The organism is Streptomyces sp. NPDC060028 (assembly GCF_042736725.1).
Lineage (GTDB): Bacteria > Actinomycetota > Actinomycetes > Streptomycetales > Streptomycetaceae > Streptomyces.
On sequence record NZ_JBHWVJ010000016.1, the window covers coordinates 91,786 to 106,620 of the forward strand.

Annotated in this window: 12 protein-coding genes and 2 pseudogenes; 8 read left to right on the forward strand and 6 right to left on the reverse strand. The window is 69.6% G+C overall.

Translation table 11 applies throughout. The annotated features are described in order from the left end of the window. Positions 1-18 precede the first annotated feature (18 nt). A pseudogene (locus ACFWBF_RS11495) lies at positions 19-198 on the forward strand (hypothetical protein); the annotation flags it as partial. Positions 199-284: 86 nt separating this feature from the next. Further along, complete coding sequence (locus ACFWBF_RS11500) at positions 285-422, forward strand: hypothetical protein (protein ID WP_385598805.1); 138 nt, start codon at positions 285-287, stop codon at positions 420-422. Between the two features lie 88 nt (positions 423-510). Here the strand turns inward: ACFWBF_RS11500 and ACFWBF_RS11505 are convergent, their stop codons facing one another. Beyond that, a complete protein-coding gene (locus ACFWBF_RS11505) occupies positions 511-1,347 on the reverse strand; it encodes an undecaprenyl-diphosphate phosphatase (protein WP_385598808.1) in 837 nt (278 codons plus the stop codon). A gap of 2,131 nt (positions 1,348-3,478) precedes the next feature. Between ACFWBF_RS11505 and ACFWBF_RS11510 the strand changes: the two genes are divergently transcribed. Beyond that, positions 3,479-4,120 (forward strand): carbonic anhydrase, encoded by a 642-nt coding sequence (locus ACFWBF_RS11510; protein ID WP_385598811.1) that lies wholly within the window; start codon positions 3,479-3,481, stop codon positions 4,118-4,120. Between the two features lie 132 nt (positions 4,121-4,252). On the opposite strand, the gene ACFWBF_RS11515 is transcribed toward ACFWBF_RS11510, so the two are convergent. Further along, positions 4,253-5,251 (reverse strand): L-threonylcarbamoyladenylate synthase, encoded by a 999-nt coding sequence (locus tag ACFWBF_RS11515; protein WP_385598814.1) that lies wholly within the window; start codon positions 5,249-5,251, stop codon positions 4,253-4,255. Positions 5,252-5,967: 716 nt separating this feature from the next. Here ACFWBF_RS11515 and ACFWBF_RS11520 point away from each other — a divergent pair. The 4 genes from ACFWBF_RS11520 (at position 5,968) to ACFWBF_RS11535 (ending at position 10,328) form a co-directional block, all read left to right on the forward strand. Then, on the forward strand, positions 5,968-9,072 hold the full coding sequence (locus ACFWBF_RS11520) for a hypothetical protein (protein ID WP_385598818.1): 3,105 nt from the start codon (positions 5,968-5,970) through the stop codon (positions 9,070-9,072). Continuing rightward, positions 9,069-9,266: a hypothetical protein gene (locus ACFWBF_RS11525; protein WP_385598821.1), complete on the forward strand. Its 198-nt coding sequence runs from the start codon at positions 9,069-9,071 to the stop codon at positions 9,264-9,266. The genes ACFWBF_RS11520 and ACFWBF_RS11525 overlap by 4 nt, the downstream gene beginning before the upstream one ends. Before the next feature lie 65 nt (positions 9,267-9,331). After that, positions 9,332-9,922 (forward strand): hypothetical protein, encoded by a 591-nt coding sequence (locus ACFWBF_RS11530; RefSeq protein ID WP_385598823.1) that lies wholly within the window; start codon positions 9,332-9,334, stop codon positions 9,920-9,922. Positions 9,923-9,932: 10 nt separating this feature from the next. After that, on the forward strand, positions 9,933-10,328 hold the full coding sequence (locus ACFWBF_RS11535) for a rhomboid family intramembrane serine protease (protein WP_385598826.1): 396 nt from the start codon (positions 9,933-9,935) through the stop codon (positions 10,326-10,328). A 54-nt stretch (positions 10,329-10,382) separates the two neighbouring features. Here ACFWBF_RS11535 and ACFWBF_RS11540 read toward each other — a convergent pair whose 3' ends face one another. The 4 genes and pseudogenes from ACFWBF_RS11540 to ACFWBF_RS11555 all read right to left on the reverse strand — a co-directional run. Continuing rightward, complete coding sequence (locus ACFWBF_RS11540) at positions 10,383-10,754, reverse strand: STAS domain-containing protein (RefSeq protein ID WP_385598829.1); 372 nt, start codon at positions 10,752-10,754, stop codon at positions 10,383-10,385. Then, positions 10,751-12,103: a PP2C family protein-serine/threonine phosphatase gene (locus ACFWBF_RS11545; RefSeq protein WP_385598831.1), complete on the reverse strand. Its 1,353-nt coding sequence runs from the start codon at positions 12,101-12,103 to the stop codon at positions 10,751-10,753. Before ACFWBF_RS11545 ends, ACFWBF_RS11540 begins: the two co-directional genes overlap by 4 nt. Before the next feature lie 639 nt (positions 12,104-12,742). Further along, positions 12,743-13,558: a sulfite exporter TauE/SafE family protein gene (locus tag ACFWBF_RS11550; protein ID WP_385598834.1), complete on the reverse strand. Its 816-nt coding sequence runs from the start codon at positions 13,556-13,558 to the stop codon at positions 12,743-12,745. Between the two features lie 209 nt (positions 13,559-13,767). Then, positions 13,768-13,911: pseudogene (locus ACFWBF_RS11555) on the reverse strand (hypothetical protein); the annotation flags it as partial. 34 nt (positions 13,912-13,945) lie between these two features. Here ACFWBF_RS11555 and ACFWBF_RS11560 point away from each other — a divergent pair. Further along, entirely contained in the window at positions 13,946-14,404 is a 459-nt protein-coding gene (locus tag ACFWBF_RS11560) for a hypothetical protein (RefSeq protein WP_385598837.1), read from the forward strand. Positions 14,405-14,835: the final 431 nt, after the last annotated feature.

The following is a 14,835-nucleotide window of genomic DNA, read 5'->3' on the forward strand; positions in this document are numbered from 1 at the left end:
GACGATCCCGAGGTAAGGATGAGGTCATGGTCGGGTCACCCGCTGACCGAAAAGGCGCCGGTGAACTCAAACTGGAGGCGTGTGTGCTCGCAGCGCTGTGGGCTGCGCAAGGGCCCGCAGACAGCGTGGCCGGTACGGCAGTGCCTGGGGGGTGAGCCCGCGCGCACGACGGTGACGACCGCGCTGTTGCGCCTCTTCGGGAAAGGGTCGGTCACCCAGGAGCGCTCGGGCCGAGGATTCGCCTACCGCCCCGCGGTGATGCCTATTGCCTTACCGCCCGGCGCATGCACCACGAACTCGACAGGGGCGGCGACCGCGAGGGCGACCGCGAGACGGTCCTCGCACGGTTCGTTTTCGAGCGCAGCTCCGACGGCGAGCGCGTGCTGCGCAACCTGTTGGACGGGGTTGAAAGCGACCGGTAGGTCGATCGCCCCCGCTGAAGTCGGCCCCCTCGCCGCGGGCCGGCTCGCGTGCGCCGTCCGGGACGGCCCCCGCAAGGGGTGCGCCGCGTCAGGCGGTGAGGATGCCGGTCCCGAGGAGGCCGAAGAGCAGGACCCCGATGATGATGCGGTAGATGACGAAGGCGTTGAAGGAGTGCTTGGCCACGAACTTGAGGAGCCAGGCGATCGAGGCGTAGGCGACCACGAAGGACACCGCGGTGCCGACGGCCAGCGGGATGGTGTCCATCCCGGCGCCGACGGCGTCCTTGAGCTCGTACAGGCCCGCTCCGGTCAGGGCGGGGATGCCGAGGAAGAAGGAGAGACGGGTGGCGGCGACGCGTTCGAGGTCGAGGATGAGGCCGGTCGACATGGTGGCCCCGGAGCGGGAGAAGCCGGGGAAGAGCAGGGCGAGGATCTGCGAACTGCCCACCAGCATGGCGTCCTTGAGGCTGGTGTCGTCCTCGCCGCGCTTGTGGCGGCCCATCTGGTCGGCGGCCCACATGAGGCCGCTGCCGACGATCAGGGAGCCGGCCACCACCCACAGGGAGGCCAGCGTGCTCTCGATGAGGGGTTTCGCGGCCAGTCCCACGACCACGATGGGGACGGTGGCGTAGATGACCCACCAAGCGAACTTGTAGTCGTGGTGGTACCGCTCCTCGCGGTTGGCCAGGCCGCGCCCCCACGCGGTCATGATCCGCACGATGTCCTTGAAGAAGTACACGAGGACTGCGGCGATGGCCCCCACCTGGATGACGGCCGTGAAGGCGACGACGGCTTTGTCGTCCACCGGGATGCCCATGAGGCCCTCGGTGATCTTCAGATGGCCGGTGGAGGAGACCGGCAGGAATTCGGTGACCCCTTCGACGACGCCGAGGATCGCCGCTTGTCCGATGCCGATGGTGCTCAAGTGGTCCGTCCCTGAGGTTGGTTCGATGTGACGCGGGTCAAGCGTTGGCTGGAGCGTCGTCGCGGCGGACCGCGAACCCGGACGCGGCTGCGTGGTCGCGCGCGGAACCCCTTCCCCGTAGCGCAGTTGCACACACCGAGGGCGCACGACGCTGACCGACTATAGCGTCTACAAAACTGTAGACGAGTGGTAGGTCGGCCGCGTACCGATCGATCAGATGCCGTCGCAGGTTCCTTCAGCGTCCGTGATCGCGCAACGGGCCTACCTGGTCCCCCGTTCTTCGCATGTTTCTAAAATGTGGGACAGAGCGCCCAGGGCTGCGCGCCAGGCCTCGGGTGCGGAGATGCAGTCGGAGTCGTGGAGCAGGATGGTTCCACCTCCACCGAGGCCGGATTGTGCACGTGCGAGGTCGAACGGCTGCGATGGGAACGCGTCGATGGTGGCTGCCCCGTCGGCCCGGTAGCCAGCCAGTCCAAAGCGGGCGGTCTTGGTCCCGGGTCCCGTACACGCTTCCGCCACCGTCGCAGAGGTAGTTGAGGCGCTGGCTGGGGAGGGAGTCCGTGCCGCCGCTGGCGAACGTGCACTTCTTGCCCTTGGCGAGCTCGATGATCAAGGGCGTCGGGATGGGTCCGCCAGGGATGCGGAAGTTGGACTGGGTCGGTCGGTGGCGTTCGCGCTGGCCGCGGCGGCGTCGGGCGCCCGTGTCGTTCTGGCGGGTGATCCCGGCCCGGCGGGCGCTTCGCGGGCGGCCGGGGCGATGCTCGGCGCCCTGGGCGAGGTGACATCCGCGTCGTTACGGACCCGGCAGGCCGGCTCCGGCTGGCCCTGGCCGTCGAGGCGGCAAGGATGTGGCCCGACTGGCGGGAGCGGGTACGGGAGGCGGCAGGAGCGGCGGCAGCCAGGGACGGCTGGGCACACCAGCCCCCACCACCAGCCCGTCCGCACCGCGCTCCATCCAGGCCCCCACGGGTTTCGGACCGTGACCACCACGGCTCCCGGGTCATCAGGCCACCCCGAACAGCCGAGACCAAGACCGCGTCCATGACGCGGCGCACCGGGGCCGACGACCTCAACCGCCAACTCGGGTGCCCGTACCCCGGCGGAGCGGCGCGGCCGCGGCAGGGATCGAACTGCGCGTCCAGCCCATCACGCTGGGCACGGACAGCAGCCCGGTGATTGGAAGGCTGCTACCGCCAGCGGTCGGCGCTGGGCGCCCGGAACGGCGTGAGGTCCAACCCCTGGTGCAGCTCGAGGAAGCCCAGCGCATCAACGCCGAGTACCGCCACTCCTCCGGATCGGCGAACCCACCGGCCGCAGCCTGAAGGCGGGGAAGGCGGATGCGTCTTGAGGAAGTCGGCCGACGGGAGCCGGACGTGATCCCACCCCCCTCGCCTGGCCGCCCTCACCGTGGTCGTTGCCGGCCGCTACGGCCTGATCCGCCTCACCGGGGAACTCGACGTGGCGACCGCCTCAGGCATGCGTGACACGGTCCGCGAGTCTCTCACCGGCCATCCCGCCCTGCTGCGCATCGACATCAGCGGGTCTCGTTCTGCGACTGCTCCGGCCTGGGCGCCCTGTTGCGGGCGAAGGCCGAAGCAGCCCGTGCGGGAGCCGGCTTCCACCTCAGCGGCCCGTTCCAGCCCGTCGTCGCCCGCGCCCTGGACGCCACTGGCACAGCCGCCCACTTCGGCCTGCCACCCCACCCGGCCGAGCGGAGAAGCGGGCTGCGGGTAGAACGCGGGCGCGCCGCAGCCTCCGAAAGCATCTGTCAGTCCCGTAGTGCGGTAACCGGCCGAATGGTTGCGCGTTGAACGGGATATGACCTTGAAGCTCTGAAGCCCTGAAGGCCAGCCGGAGTACGCCGGACGTGTGTCGTAGGTCCGAGTGGCGGGGCTCGCACCCTGGCTGGGGCGATGGTCGTTGGGCGTGCCGGGGGCTGATCTGTGAGGAGGTCCCGCTGTGGAGCGGATCAACGGGCAGCGCGTACAGCTGCACCGGGGTGAGTGGCTCCGCCACACGTTGAGGGTCCGGGCCGAGGTCGCTCTCGCCCGGCGTCTGGGACTGCCGGCGGGCAGCGGCGGGGCTTCCCCCTCATGGCGCGGTGACCTGGGCCTGGCCGTAGTCTGCGGCCATGACTGACACCCCGATACTCACTCCCGCGCAAGCCTTCGAGATGCTGCGGGCCGGCAACCAGCGGTTCGTCTCAGGAACACCGGAGCACCCCAACCAGGACGCCGCACGCCGCTCCGAGATCGCACCGGCCCAAAACCCTTTCGCGGTGCTGTTCGGCTGCTCCGACTCCCGCCTGGCCGCAGAGATCATCTTCGACCAGGGGCTCGGTGACCTGTTCGTCGTCCGCACCGCGGGCCACGTCACCGGGCCGGAGGTACTGGGCAGCATCGAGTACGGGGCGAGCGTGCTGAACTGCCCCCTGGTAGTGGTCCTCGGACACGACTCATGCGGTGCGGTCGCGGCCGCCCGCGCCGCCGTGGAGGACGGAGTGGCCGCGCCCGGGTACGTACGGGACGTCATCGAGCGGGTCACGCCCAGCGTGCTGGCCGCCCGCTCCGCCGGCCTTACCCAGGACAGCGACATCATCGCCGAGCACACCCGGCACACCGTCGACCTGCTGCTGGACCGCTCCCGGGTGCTCGCCGACCACGTGAAGGCCGGACAGACCGCCGTGGTGGGCCTGTCCTACCGGCTGTCCGACGGCAGCGCCCACCTGGTCACAACCCGCGGCCTCGACGTCACCGCCGGCTCAGCATCGTGACCGGAGCTCCGCCGGCCGTCGCATAGCCGCGCATGGCCCACTACGGAGCCGGTCATGCTGCCTTTCCCGCACTTCACGCCGACCTGGCCCATGCCGCGGACTGCAAGGGGTGCCACGGGTGGGGATTCGTGATCAGTGTCGAGGGGCGTTGCCGGTGGCGGAGGGCCGGGGTCCGGCGGCGCGGCGGAGCCGGTTGGCGATCGCGAGTCCCAGCCCCTCCTCCACCGGCAACGACGCGACGATGAGGTCGCACCCTTGCTGGTCGAGCTCGCGCAGGAACCCGTACAGCCTGCGCGCGTAGGCGGCCATCGAACCGGGTAGCGCCACCACGGCGTGCGCCTTCACCGGAGTGTCGGCGAAGCAGGGAGGGAGAAAGACGCCCACCTGGTGCCCCAGCTCCTGCGCGAGTTCCGCTTCGGTGACGACCTTCCCGGGCTCGACGAGGACGACCCGCGCCCGCGGCGCGTAGTGGGACGGATGCTGGCCCGGAACCCGGACCCGGCTCGCCGTAGGGATCGCAAGCGGATACCCCAGCGCCGCTTCGAGGTCCTCGCGCGTCACTCCGCCGGGACGAAGGACGCTCGGGGCATCACCCGTGACGTCGACGATGGTCGATTCGACGCCGACCTCGCAGGGCCCGCCCTCCAGGCCGAAGCCGACGGCATCGCCGAGCTCGGCACGGACGTGGTCCGCCGTGGTGGGGCTGACCGAGCCGAAGCGGTTGGCGGACGGGGCCGTCACACCTCCGCCGAAGGCCGACAGCAGCGCGAGTGCGACGGGGTGGTCGGGCACGCGCACGGCCACCGTCTCCAGGCCGCCCGTCGCCTCCAGGGGCACCCGGCGACCGCGCCGCAGGACCAGCGTCAGCGGCCCCGGCCAGAAGCGTTCGGCCAGCAAGCGCGCGGTCGCGGGCACGTCCTCAACCCAGTCGCCCAGCTGCTCCGCACCGCCGATGTGGACGATCAGCGGGTGCGAGGGCGGGCGACCCTTGGCCTGGAAGATACGCGCGACCGCGGTGGGATCCTCGGCGTTGGCGCCCAGGCCGTAGACGGTTTCGGTCGGGAAGGCCACCAGGCCTCCGGCGCGCAGCACATCGGCTGCCTTCTCGATGTCACTGGTTCTTGCCGTCACCCTCGCAATCCTCTCACTGATCCCGCGCTCCGCTCACGCCCAGCGGGGGAGGAGGGCGCGAACGGTTTTGCCGCCTTCGGGGCTGGGCGTGACGGCGGTGGCGAGGGAGAGGTCGTTGACCATGTGCCAGCCGAACCCTCCGGTGCGTCGACGAGGTCCCCGGGGACGCCGCGCGGGCGCCGTGGCCGCTGCACCGGCCGCGCCGGGCCCTGGAGTGGACCTCGGATCCTGGGCAGGGTGCTGGTGGCGCTCGCGCTGGCCCCTGTGGACGCTGGGCGCCCGCGCGTGCTGACGCTCTGCCAGTGCACCGACGGGTCCGGCACGCTCGATCTGTTCATCACGACCGCGCTGCTCCGACAGGGAGCGGGTGCGCGTCCGCAGGCGGACACCGTCCGTGCGGCCCGCAACGCCCGCGACGACGACATATCCTTCCCACGCAGTAGTCGTGGGGAAGAGAAGCGGCTCACTGCCCGGCCGACGGCGAGCACGAGACGCTAACGAACCCCGTGCCCTACGTTCCCGCTCGCTCGGTCCCGTGACCGCGTCTCCAGCAGGGAGACGGCACGCGCCCGGGCGGAGAGGACGAACACCAAGGCTTCCCTGAGCAAGCTTACCGGTCGGCAGGCTTGCTCAAGAGGTCGACATTCGGGCGCTGTCAGTGTCGTGCCTGACACTGGGGAGCGGTGCTGTGACTGGTTCGATGTGGGGGTAGGGGTATGGCTGACGACGCCGTGCAGCTCGAGCGACGTATCCGGTTCGAACTGGACACCCTTGCTGAGACCAACAGCCATCACGAGTTCGAGTTGCTGTGTCTTGGCCTGGCACGCAGACGGATCACCAGCAATCTGCTTCCTGCGACCGGTCCCGTCAGCAGTGGGGGCGACCAGGGCCGGGATGCTGAGAGCCATTGGACGAACATTCCCCGCGAGCTGCCGGGAACCTCAGTCTTCGAAGCGCTGGCTTCGACAGAGCGTGTCGTGATGGCTTGCACCATCCAGAAGGCCGAGGTGCCGTCGAAGATCCGCAAGGACCTTGCGTCGATCTGCGGCCAGGGCACGGCCGTCCACCGTGTCATCTACTTCACGGTGACCCCTATCCCTTCCGGGAAGAAGCACAAGCTGATCGAGGAGGCGGCGCGGGCGCACGGGGTGGAGCTGGACATCTGGGATGCTGCTGCGCTCGCTGCGCATCTTGCCGACCACGATCTCTTCTACCTCGCCGTGCAGTACCTGCATCTGTCCTCAGACCTTGCCCCTGCCCGACCGGAGACCGCCGGAGCCCTTCCCGACTGGTACATCCAGGCCCGCCAGCGGTGGCGCGAGCGCGAGGAGCCCGGTTGCACTCTGGGTGACCTGATCGACCTGAAGGTGCCGCTGCGCCACGCCACGTTCCACGCCGAAGCCCGTGCCGATCTGCCGGACTGGCTCGGCCATGCCCGTGCTCTGCTCGGTGCCAGCTCTGGGGCACCTACTGCGCTGCGAACCCGCTACGAGATCGTGGTCGCGACACTGCGGGGCCTTGAGGCGATGCGGCCGGTGGATGATCTGGCCCGTGACTTCTTCACCGGGGTGACAGCGGAGGACTCGCTCGACGACCCTGGCCTGCTCGAGGATGCTGTTGTACTGCTCGAGTACACCCTCGGGGCCCTCATACGCGACTTGACCGCTATAACCTGCGATGAACTGCGGCTTTGGCAGCGCAAGTTGGAGCAGAAGACCGACCGCCTGCTGGAGGGTGGCCCCCCGCCGAACGCCACAGCACACCTGCTCGCCCTACGGGCCCGGCTGGCTCTGCATCCGGAAGCACCCGCTGACCTGGGAGAGACTCCGCAGGGTCTGTCCAGCGTTGCAGAGGTCACCGCGCGGGTGCGTGAGGCAATGACGGGCGGTCAGCCGCTGCCCAAGTTCGAGACTAGGCCGACGCTCATCGACATCGACACCGGCATGCAGATGCTGGTTCGGCTGGGGCGGCATCTGGATGCCGCTCCGCTATTCCCGGTCGAGCATGCCGCGGACTTCTTCGACCTGCTTGCGCCGGTGCTGGTGGATCACCCGCTGTACCGGGAGGTCCGGGACCTGCTCGATACGGCAACCGACCGGGTCGTCGGCCAGTCGGCGCGAGGTGAGCGGGCTCAGGCCCGCGGACTGGCTTTGGTCATGAGCGGTCGTCTCCTCGAGGCGCTGCGGGAGATCCACGAGGCCAAGATCAACTGGTGGCACGGCGAGACTCTGGAGGGGGGACTGACGATGCTGCTGCTGTGCTCACGGATCTACAGCGAGCTCGGCCTGGCAATGGCGGCCAAGCAATGCGCGCTGTCGGCTGCCGCTGCCTCAAGGTCCACATCCGACCAGGAACTGCGGCGTTTTGTTCCGCAAGGCATCATCCTTGCTGCCCGATACGACCACCAGGCAGGGAACTGGCTTTCCGCGACGCACTTGTTCCGGATCGGTCTCATGGCGCAGAACACCTATCTCGACGAACCGTTCAACGCCGAGCGTTACCCATATGTCTGGGACATGATGACCAACCAGACCCTCACGATGAGTGCTGCGCTCGCCGTACGCCCCCGGTTCGCTCCCTTGCTCCGCGAAGTCATGGCAGCAGTTGGTTTCGACGCCGCCATCGACGAGATCGTCGCCTCGATCCCTGGCGAGCCCACCGTGACCGAGAGCATGTACGTCGACGAAGCCGACGCCCAAGGAGTGGGCAGGCCGTTCAGCGACGCCGGCCCGAGGCGTAGCTACTCCTGGAGCGCGCTCGGTGTCGACTGGGAGATCACCTGTGCCAATAACCGGCTGTCGGTCCTGGCCGCAGAGCGCTTCACCGCCGCAGTGCAGGTACTTATTGCCGAGATGGCCACCCGTGATCCCCTGTTCCTGCCTGGGCGCCTTGTAGTCGAGGTCCATGCCGAAACCGCCGCAACGTCCGACCGGCACGACAGCCGTGAACAGGTAGCCGACCCGGACGTCAACCGGTGGCTTGTGCGACTCTCCGCAGTCGGCAGCCAGGGCCCGGAAGCAGGGCTTGAAGATTTGACCGCTGCAGCCGTGAGTGTGCTGCTCTCCCAGTCACTGCTGCGGGACAAGGCGTTCATGAAACTCATCGAGGATGGGTTCGCCGATGGTCTGTGGCACAAGCTCGTTGCCAGCCGCCCCTATGACGAACTGGCTGATCTCCTCAAGTCCGACGACTACGAAGCCATTGCAGCTCTGCCCGACCCAGCCGTCGGCGCCGCCACACCCCCCAACGGCCGGCCCATGTCCGTCGCCCTCGAAGCCAAGACCGGACCGGGCCCCGGATACGACCACGGCACCGCGCTCGAGAACGTCCGCCACCGTTATGCGGCCCTGGTGCCCATAGTCGGCTACACGCTGCCGCGCCTGAGTGCTGACCCGGAATTCAACCGCACTGTGGCGCTGCTACGCGAGCAAGGCTGGAAGGACTGGCACCTGCTGACCGCCGTCGCCAATCTCGTCGGAAACCGACGCCTTAAACAGCGAGGTCTTCCTGCCCTCAACGACTCCGCTGAACGCCGTATGCGGCTCCATGCTGTCATGACGGAGCCCGAGCTTCCCGATCATGAATCCGTACCAACCGAAGCTTTCACGGAGAGTGCTCTAAGGTCGCACCTGCTTGCCGCAGCCCTGGCTACGGCAAGCAACGCCGGCTTGGTCGTCCGTCGCCCCAGCCTCCAACCCGAAGTGCTGCTCCGTGTGCTCGGTGACCGGTACGGCTACTGGACCGATGACACCGAGCACGCAGACGTGTTCGTCTCGCACCTGCCCAACACGAGCGAAGACGGCACAGTGCCTGCTTCATGACGCCTGAATGCCGCCCTGCCCTGCGGGAACGGTCCCGGGAGACCGGGGCGGCGGACGCGGGCGAAGACCTGTGGTCGCGGGCGGTGGTGGAGTCGGTGGACGGGGAGCTGGTGCGTGCGACGCTGCGCGGCCCGGGCGGCGCGGGGTGGGCGGCGGACCGGCTGATGGCGCGCCGCGGTGGCGGCCTAGCGTAGGTGCCTGCCCGGATTCCCCGTGCCGGTGGGCGGTACGGAGACGAGCCCCGCGTTCGACCGGCGCGGTGGTGGCCTGGCTGGTGGCCCACGGCAAGATCCAGGTCCCCACCCGGCCGCCTGTCGCGACGCTGCTGGTATCCGGCTCCGGCGGCGGTACGCGCACGGCCCGCATCCAGGACCCGCTGCTGCTCCTGGCGGACGACACCCAGGGAACGGAGCGCCTGTCCGCGTGGGCCGGTGAGGCCGATGCCGACGCGCTGGCCGGGATGGGCGAGACGCCGGTCGCGACGACGGTGCGCCGGCTCGCGGTGCCGGGGGAGACGCCGCTGGCGGTGATCGGTGATGCCCGGCTGTCCGGGCGGATGCGGCCGGGAGCGGGCGGGCTGTGGATCGAGCTGTCCTGGCCGTCCCGGATACGGGGAGCAGCAGCGGGCACGCGCGGGGTGGTCCGGCACGGGCTCGCCTACGCGGGGCCGGGGGAGAAGTGCGCGTGCAAGCGGTACGACTGCCGCGCAGTCGTACCCGTGGACTGGCGCCGGGACCACGGGACGCAGGCCGGGCCGGTGAGGGAATGGCAGCCCGGCGGCGGCGTCCGCTGCGCAGAACTGACCCGTCGGCGTACCGGCGCCGTGACTGCGACCGTGTCGGGGCCCTGAACTCACTTCGGTGACGGCCTTGACGGTGCAGTCCTCGGGGTGGTTCCAACTCCTGTTCAACCTGGCCGCGCTGGCGGTTGTGGTTCCCGTTGCCGAGCGGGAGTTGGGTTCGTGGGCGCTGTTGCTGGTGTTCGCGGTGAGCGGTGTCTCAGCGCAGACGGTGAGTATGGCCGGCTGGAGGCCCCGGGGAGGCGGCGACTCCGTGGCGATATGCGGCCTCGTGGGCGCACTCGTCACCTGGTACGCACTGTGCGGCAGCGTCGTCTCCCTGCGCCGGGTCGTCCTCCTCATCCCCGCCGCCGACCTCGTCCTCTGTCTGCTCGCCAACAATCACGGCGCGGGCCTGGCCGTCGGATGCGCACTGGGATTCGGGCTGGCAGAGAGCCGCCCCGCCCGCTGGATGTAGCTACACGCATTCCCGCCCGTCGACCACGCGTCTGAACTCAGCCACCGCAAGGGGTTACGCGGTGGCCGCGTCCTGGCTGCGGGTGTGTGCGACGAGGGCGTGGGCGGCGGTGGGGTGGGCGGGTAGCAGGGCGCTGAGGCCGGTGAGGTCCAGCATCCGCTGAAGGCGGTCGGGGACGGCGGCAAGGACCAGGGTGCCGTTGGCGGTCTTGGCGCAGCGGTAGATGCCGACGAGGGCGTTGAAGCCGGAGGAGTCGCAGAAGGTGACGGCCCCGAGGTCCAGGATCAGGTGGCGGTGGCCTTGTTCGATCAGGGCGAGTGCCTGGGTGCGCAGGCGGGGGGCGGTGGCGATGTCGAGTTGCCCGGCGATGTGGGCCAGGGCGAGGTCGCCGTCGGTGTGCTGTGCGGTGAGGCGGAAGTCGGTCACGGGCGGCTCTCCGGCGTCTCGCCGGCGGGGGCGATGGTATGGGCGGTGGCGATCGCGGTGAGGCCGACTCCGGCGTCGGCGAGGGGCACGGACAGGGCCAGCAGGGCCACGTCGTCACCGGCCCCGTGGGGCATCGCGTCGAGGAGGTCGACCGTGTCGCCTATGACCGCCGCCGCACTGACGGGGCCGGTGCGCGCGGAAAGGAAACGGGCCAGGCCCTCTTCCCCGATCATCTCTCCGCCAAGGGTGCGGGCCTCGGTCAGCCCGTCGGTGTAGAGGAGCAGTCCCTCGCCCGGGGCGAGGTGGAAGGTGTGGGAGGCGAAGCATGCCTCGGCGAGGGCGCCGATGAGCATGCCGCCCTCGGGGCGCACCTCTTCCACCGCCCCCTGCCCGCGCAGGTGGTAGGCCGGGGGGTGCCCGCCGGTGGCCAGCGTGACAGCGAACCCGTCCTTCTCGTGGGGTTCCAGGGTTCCGAAGACGGCGGTGCAGAACCGGGTACCGAGGTCCGGGTCGAGGAGCAGCGCCGTGTTCAGGGAGGTGAGGACCTTGTCGGGGTCGGGGTCGATCTGGGCTGCGGCGCGCAGGGTGTAGCGGGTCAGGGAGGTGACGGCGGCGGCTTCGGGGCCCTTGCCGCACACGTCCCCGAGGAAGAACGCCCACCTCGTGCCGTCGAGGGGGAAGACGTCGTAGAAGTCGCCGCCCACATCCTGCGGGGAGGCGGTGGCGTAGTGGCAGGCCAGCTCCAGCCCCGGCACCAGCGGCAGTGCCGGCGGCAGCAGGGTGCGCTGGAGAGTGGACGCGAACGCCTGGATGGCGGCCATGTCGCGCTCCGCGCGCTGCCGGGCCTCCTCCTGCTCGATGCGCCGCTCCTGCTCGGTGCGCAGGGCGTTCAAGGCGGCGAGTCGCATCTCCAGCTCGTCGAGGACGATTGCGGCCAGGTCGGCGAGGGTGGCGGTGTCGTCCTCGGTGATCAGGCGGGGTTTGGTGTCGAGGATGTTGACGGTGCCCAGCCGGTGCCCGTCGCCGGTGATGATCGGCGCGGCGGCGTAGAAACGGACCGCCATCGGCCCGGTGACCAAGCCGTTGTTGAAGGCGACGGGGTCGGTGAGAGTGTCCGGGATCACCAGTGTTTCGTCGGCGAGGATCGCCGAGCCGCACAGGCCCGGCTCCCGGCCGATCTCGCTGACGCCTTCCAGGCCGTGGGCGGCCTTGAACCAGATCCGGTCCTCGTCCACGATCGTCACGCTCGCCACCGGCACCTTGAACAGCCGGGCCGCCATCGCCGCAACGCGGTCGAACGCGCCGTCCGGCGGGGTGTCGAGGATGTCGTAGCGGCGCACGGCGTCCATCCGGGCCGCTTCTTCTACCGCACTGAGCGTTCGCTGGCCCGGCGTGTCCGCCGGGCCGGTCGCGTGTCGCGCTTGCGGCATTGTCCACCTCTCCGTGCCGTGCCGGCCTCGGTGGCCGACGACGGCGGCAGCCTAGACCAGCCTCCCGGCGTCAAGAAAAGCCAACGTTTTCTGAGGATCGGCCGGGGTTCACCAAGGCGTCTGGCGGGGCGCTTCGCAGGGCGCCTCACACCCGTACGGTGGCTGGACAACGGTGCAGGTCAGGCCAGACGGTCAAGGGGAGCTGACCATGCTGACTACTTCACTGAGGGGCCCTTGCCAGACCTGGTGAAGCTTCGACTTCCCCTACCCGACCCCCTCCAGACGGCGGACCGCCGCGCCGGGAAACTGCGGGACTCCCGGCCGCCCGGGTCCGAAGGCCGACGCATGGGAACAGCACCGGACAAGAGGCCCGGGGTCCGGTGGGTGTGGGAAGCGGTCAGAGGCTGGCTGTCCGGTGCGGCCGGACTGTGCATCCGTGGTGGCCTGTGACCAGCGAGATGAAAAGTCGTTCTGCACGATCGGCACCACGGTTGCCGAGACCTACCTTGCGTCTTCGGCAACGTGTGGGTACGCGGGCATGCGGGGACCGCGCGCAGGTTAATCGTGACGGGCGAGTTTGACGGCGGAGGCGAGCAGGATTACGGCCAGCGCGGGGATGAGGGCCACGTCGGGGAACACCCCGAGCAGTAGCCCGCCCAGGATCGCCCCGGCGATCGAGCCCGCGACCATGACCAAGGCGAAGCGGCGGTTGGCACCCAGCACTGCGAAGCTGCCGTCGCGGCTGTAGCGGGCGAAGGCTACGAGCATGGTCGGCAGCGATACCAGCAGGGAGAGGCTTCCGGCGGTTTTGATGTCTTGCCCGAAGAGCAGGACGATCGTCGGGATCAGCAGTTCGCCGCCGGCCACGCCCATGATGGCCGCTACCACCCCGATGCCGAACCCGGCCGCCACACCGAGGGGCACCTGCGCCCACAGTGGCAGGTCGAGGGTCCCCAGCGTGGAGAAGTGCGTGAACAGCAGAGCCGCGGCCATCAGCACCATCAGGGCGGCCAGCACCTTGTACAGGGTGGAGGAGCGCATCCGCACCGCCCACGATGCGCCGGCCCAGGCGCCCAGCAGGCTCCCGGCGAGCAGGTTGGCCGCGATGGGCCAGTGCGCGGCCAGTTCGGAAGCGGACACGGCCGCCATGCGGGCGGGCAGCGCGGTCAGGACCACGACCAGGCTCATCGCCTTGTTCAGGATGACGGCGGAGAGCGCGGCGAACCCGAACAGGCTGATCAGAAGCGGCAGGCGGAACTCCGCGCCGCCCAGACCGATCATCCCGCCCAGCACGCCGATGGCAGCACCGGCGCCGAACACCACAGGCAGGGAGTGCGTCGAGCGCAGGGGAGCGAGGGACTGATCGGTGCTCATGCCAGGAATCCTCCCCGGTAGCGGGCCCTGCCCGCCAGGGAGGGCCCGCAGCTTCGGGGAAAGGCACCGCGACCCCGCTCACGAGTCGTCGAGTCCTCCGAGCGCCAACGTCCGGCAGCCCCAGCTCACCCACCCCGGCTGATGCAAGATCCAACTGGAATGTGCAGCCACAGATGCACGGTCAATCTGAACCTATGCAAGGTCAGCCACTACAGGACACTGGCCAGGGCGGGCTGTGTGGTCGGCGCCGGTCCCGCCCAGTCCATGCCCAGCGCCGCGAGGGCCGCGAGCTGTTCGGCATCGAGTTTGTCGCGCCGGGTCTTGGTGTTGGAGAGCCATACGCCGAGCTTCACGGCCACCGGCGGGCGCGGCCACAGCAGGGAGCTGTTGGTCCCTCACCGCAGCAAGGCCGAACCGGAGGGGATCGACGAGGACACCCACTGGGACCTCCTCCAGCAGTGCCTCCACGACGAGGACCTCCCCCTGGCCGTGAGGGTGGCTGGGTCCCTGCTCCTGCTGTTCGGCCAGCACCTCACCCACGTCAGCGCCCTCACCACCGGGCATCTCGGCGTCCAGGACAGCCACCATACGATCCGTCTCGACAGCACTCCGATCCGCCTCCCGCAGCCCCTCGCCATCCTTTTGACCCGACTCGTCGAGCAGCAGCCCTGGCAGGGCTGGAGTGGCAACACGACCGTCACCTGGCTCTTCCCCGGCAGTCGGCCGGGGACCCACCGCTCCGCCCTCCGGTGGGGTCTGTCGGTGGATGAGCTGGAGCGTGAGCGGCTGTTGGGCATCGCGGCCGGGTGCGGTGGCACGGATGTGGAGTTCACCCCGGCTCCGTAGGCAGGGCGCAGCAGGGCAGGGGCTGTTTCTGGCGGACCCTGAGCGCGGTTCGCCGCCATCTGGTGGCGGCCCGCGCTGCTCAGATGTCGCGGAGCAGTGATCTGGGCGTGCCCTGTTCGTTGGCGAATTACTGGGTGATGCCGTCGAGGGGCTCGGTGACCGGCTGGTTGGCGAACGTCCGATGATGTGCGCGCCCTCCAGCGTTCGCCGGCTTGGATCGGCTCGGGGCACCCGGGTGCCGAGCTAGTGCGTTGTCCACGAACGTTCGCCGGGTCGGGTGACATGGGCGATTGGAGTTCGCGGTAGGGGGTCTGCCAGCCTCACTCTCGATGGCAACGCAATCGCTGTCGAGAGTGAGGTCGTGGATGGCAGAGCTGGTCAGGGCAAGGCGGTTGAGCGATGAAGAGGGACAGAGGCTGCAGCGGATCGTC

What these genes read in the sequence shown, in the direction of transcription:
- ACFWBF_RS11500 (WP_385598805.1), top strand. Translation starts at nt 285, where the DNA reads ATGCACCACGAACTCGACAGGGGCGGCGACCGCGAGGGCGACCGCGAG.
- ACFWBF_RS11510 (WP_385598811.1), top strand. Translation starts at nt 3,479, where the DNA reads ATGACTGACACCCCGATACTCACTCCCGCGCAAGCCTTCGAGATGCTG.
- ACFWBF_RS11520 (WP_385598818.1), top strand. Translation starts at nt 5,968, where the DNA reads ATGGCTGACGACGCCGTGCAGCTCGAGCGACGTATCCGGTTCGAACTG.
- ACFWBF_RS11525 (WP_385598821.1), top strand. Translation starts at nt 9,069, where the DNA reads ATGACGCCTGAATGCCGCCCTGCCCTGCGGGAACGGTCCCGGGAGACC.
- ACFWBF_RS11545 (WP_385598831.1), bottom strand. Translation starts at nt 12,103, where the DNA reads ATGGACGCCGTGCGCCGCTACGACATCCTCGACACCCCGCCGGACGGC.
- ACFWBF_RS11550 (WP_385598834.1), bottom strand. Translation starts at nt 13,558, where the DNA reads ATGAGCACCGATCAGTCCCTCGCTCCCCTGCGCTCGACGCACTCCCTG.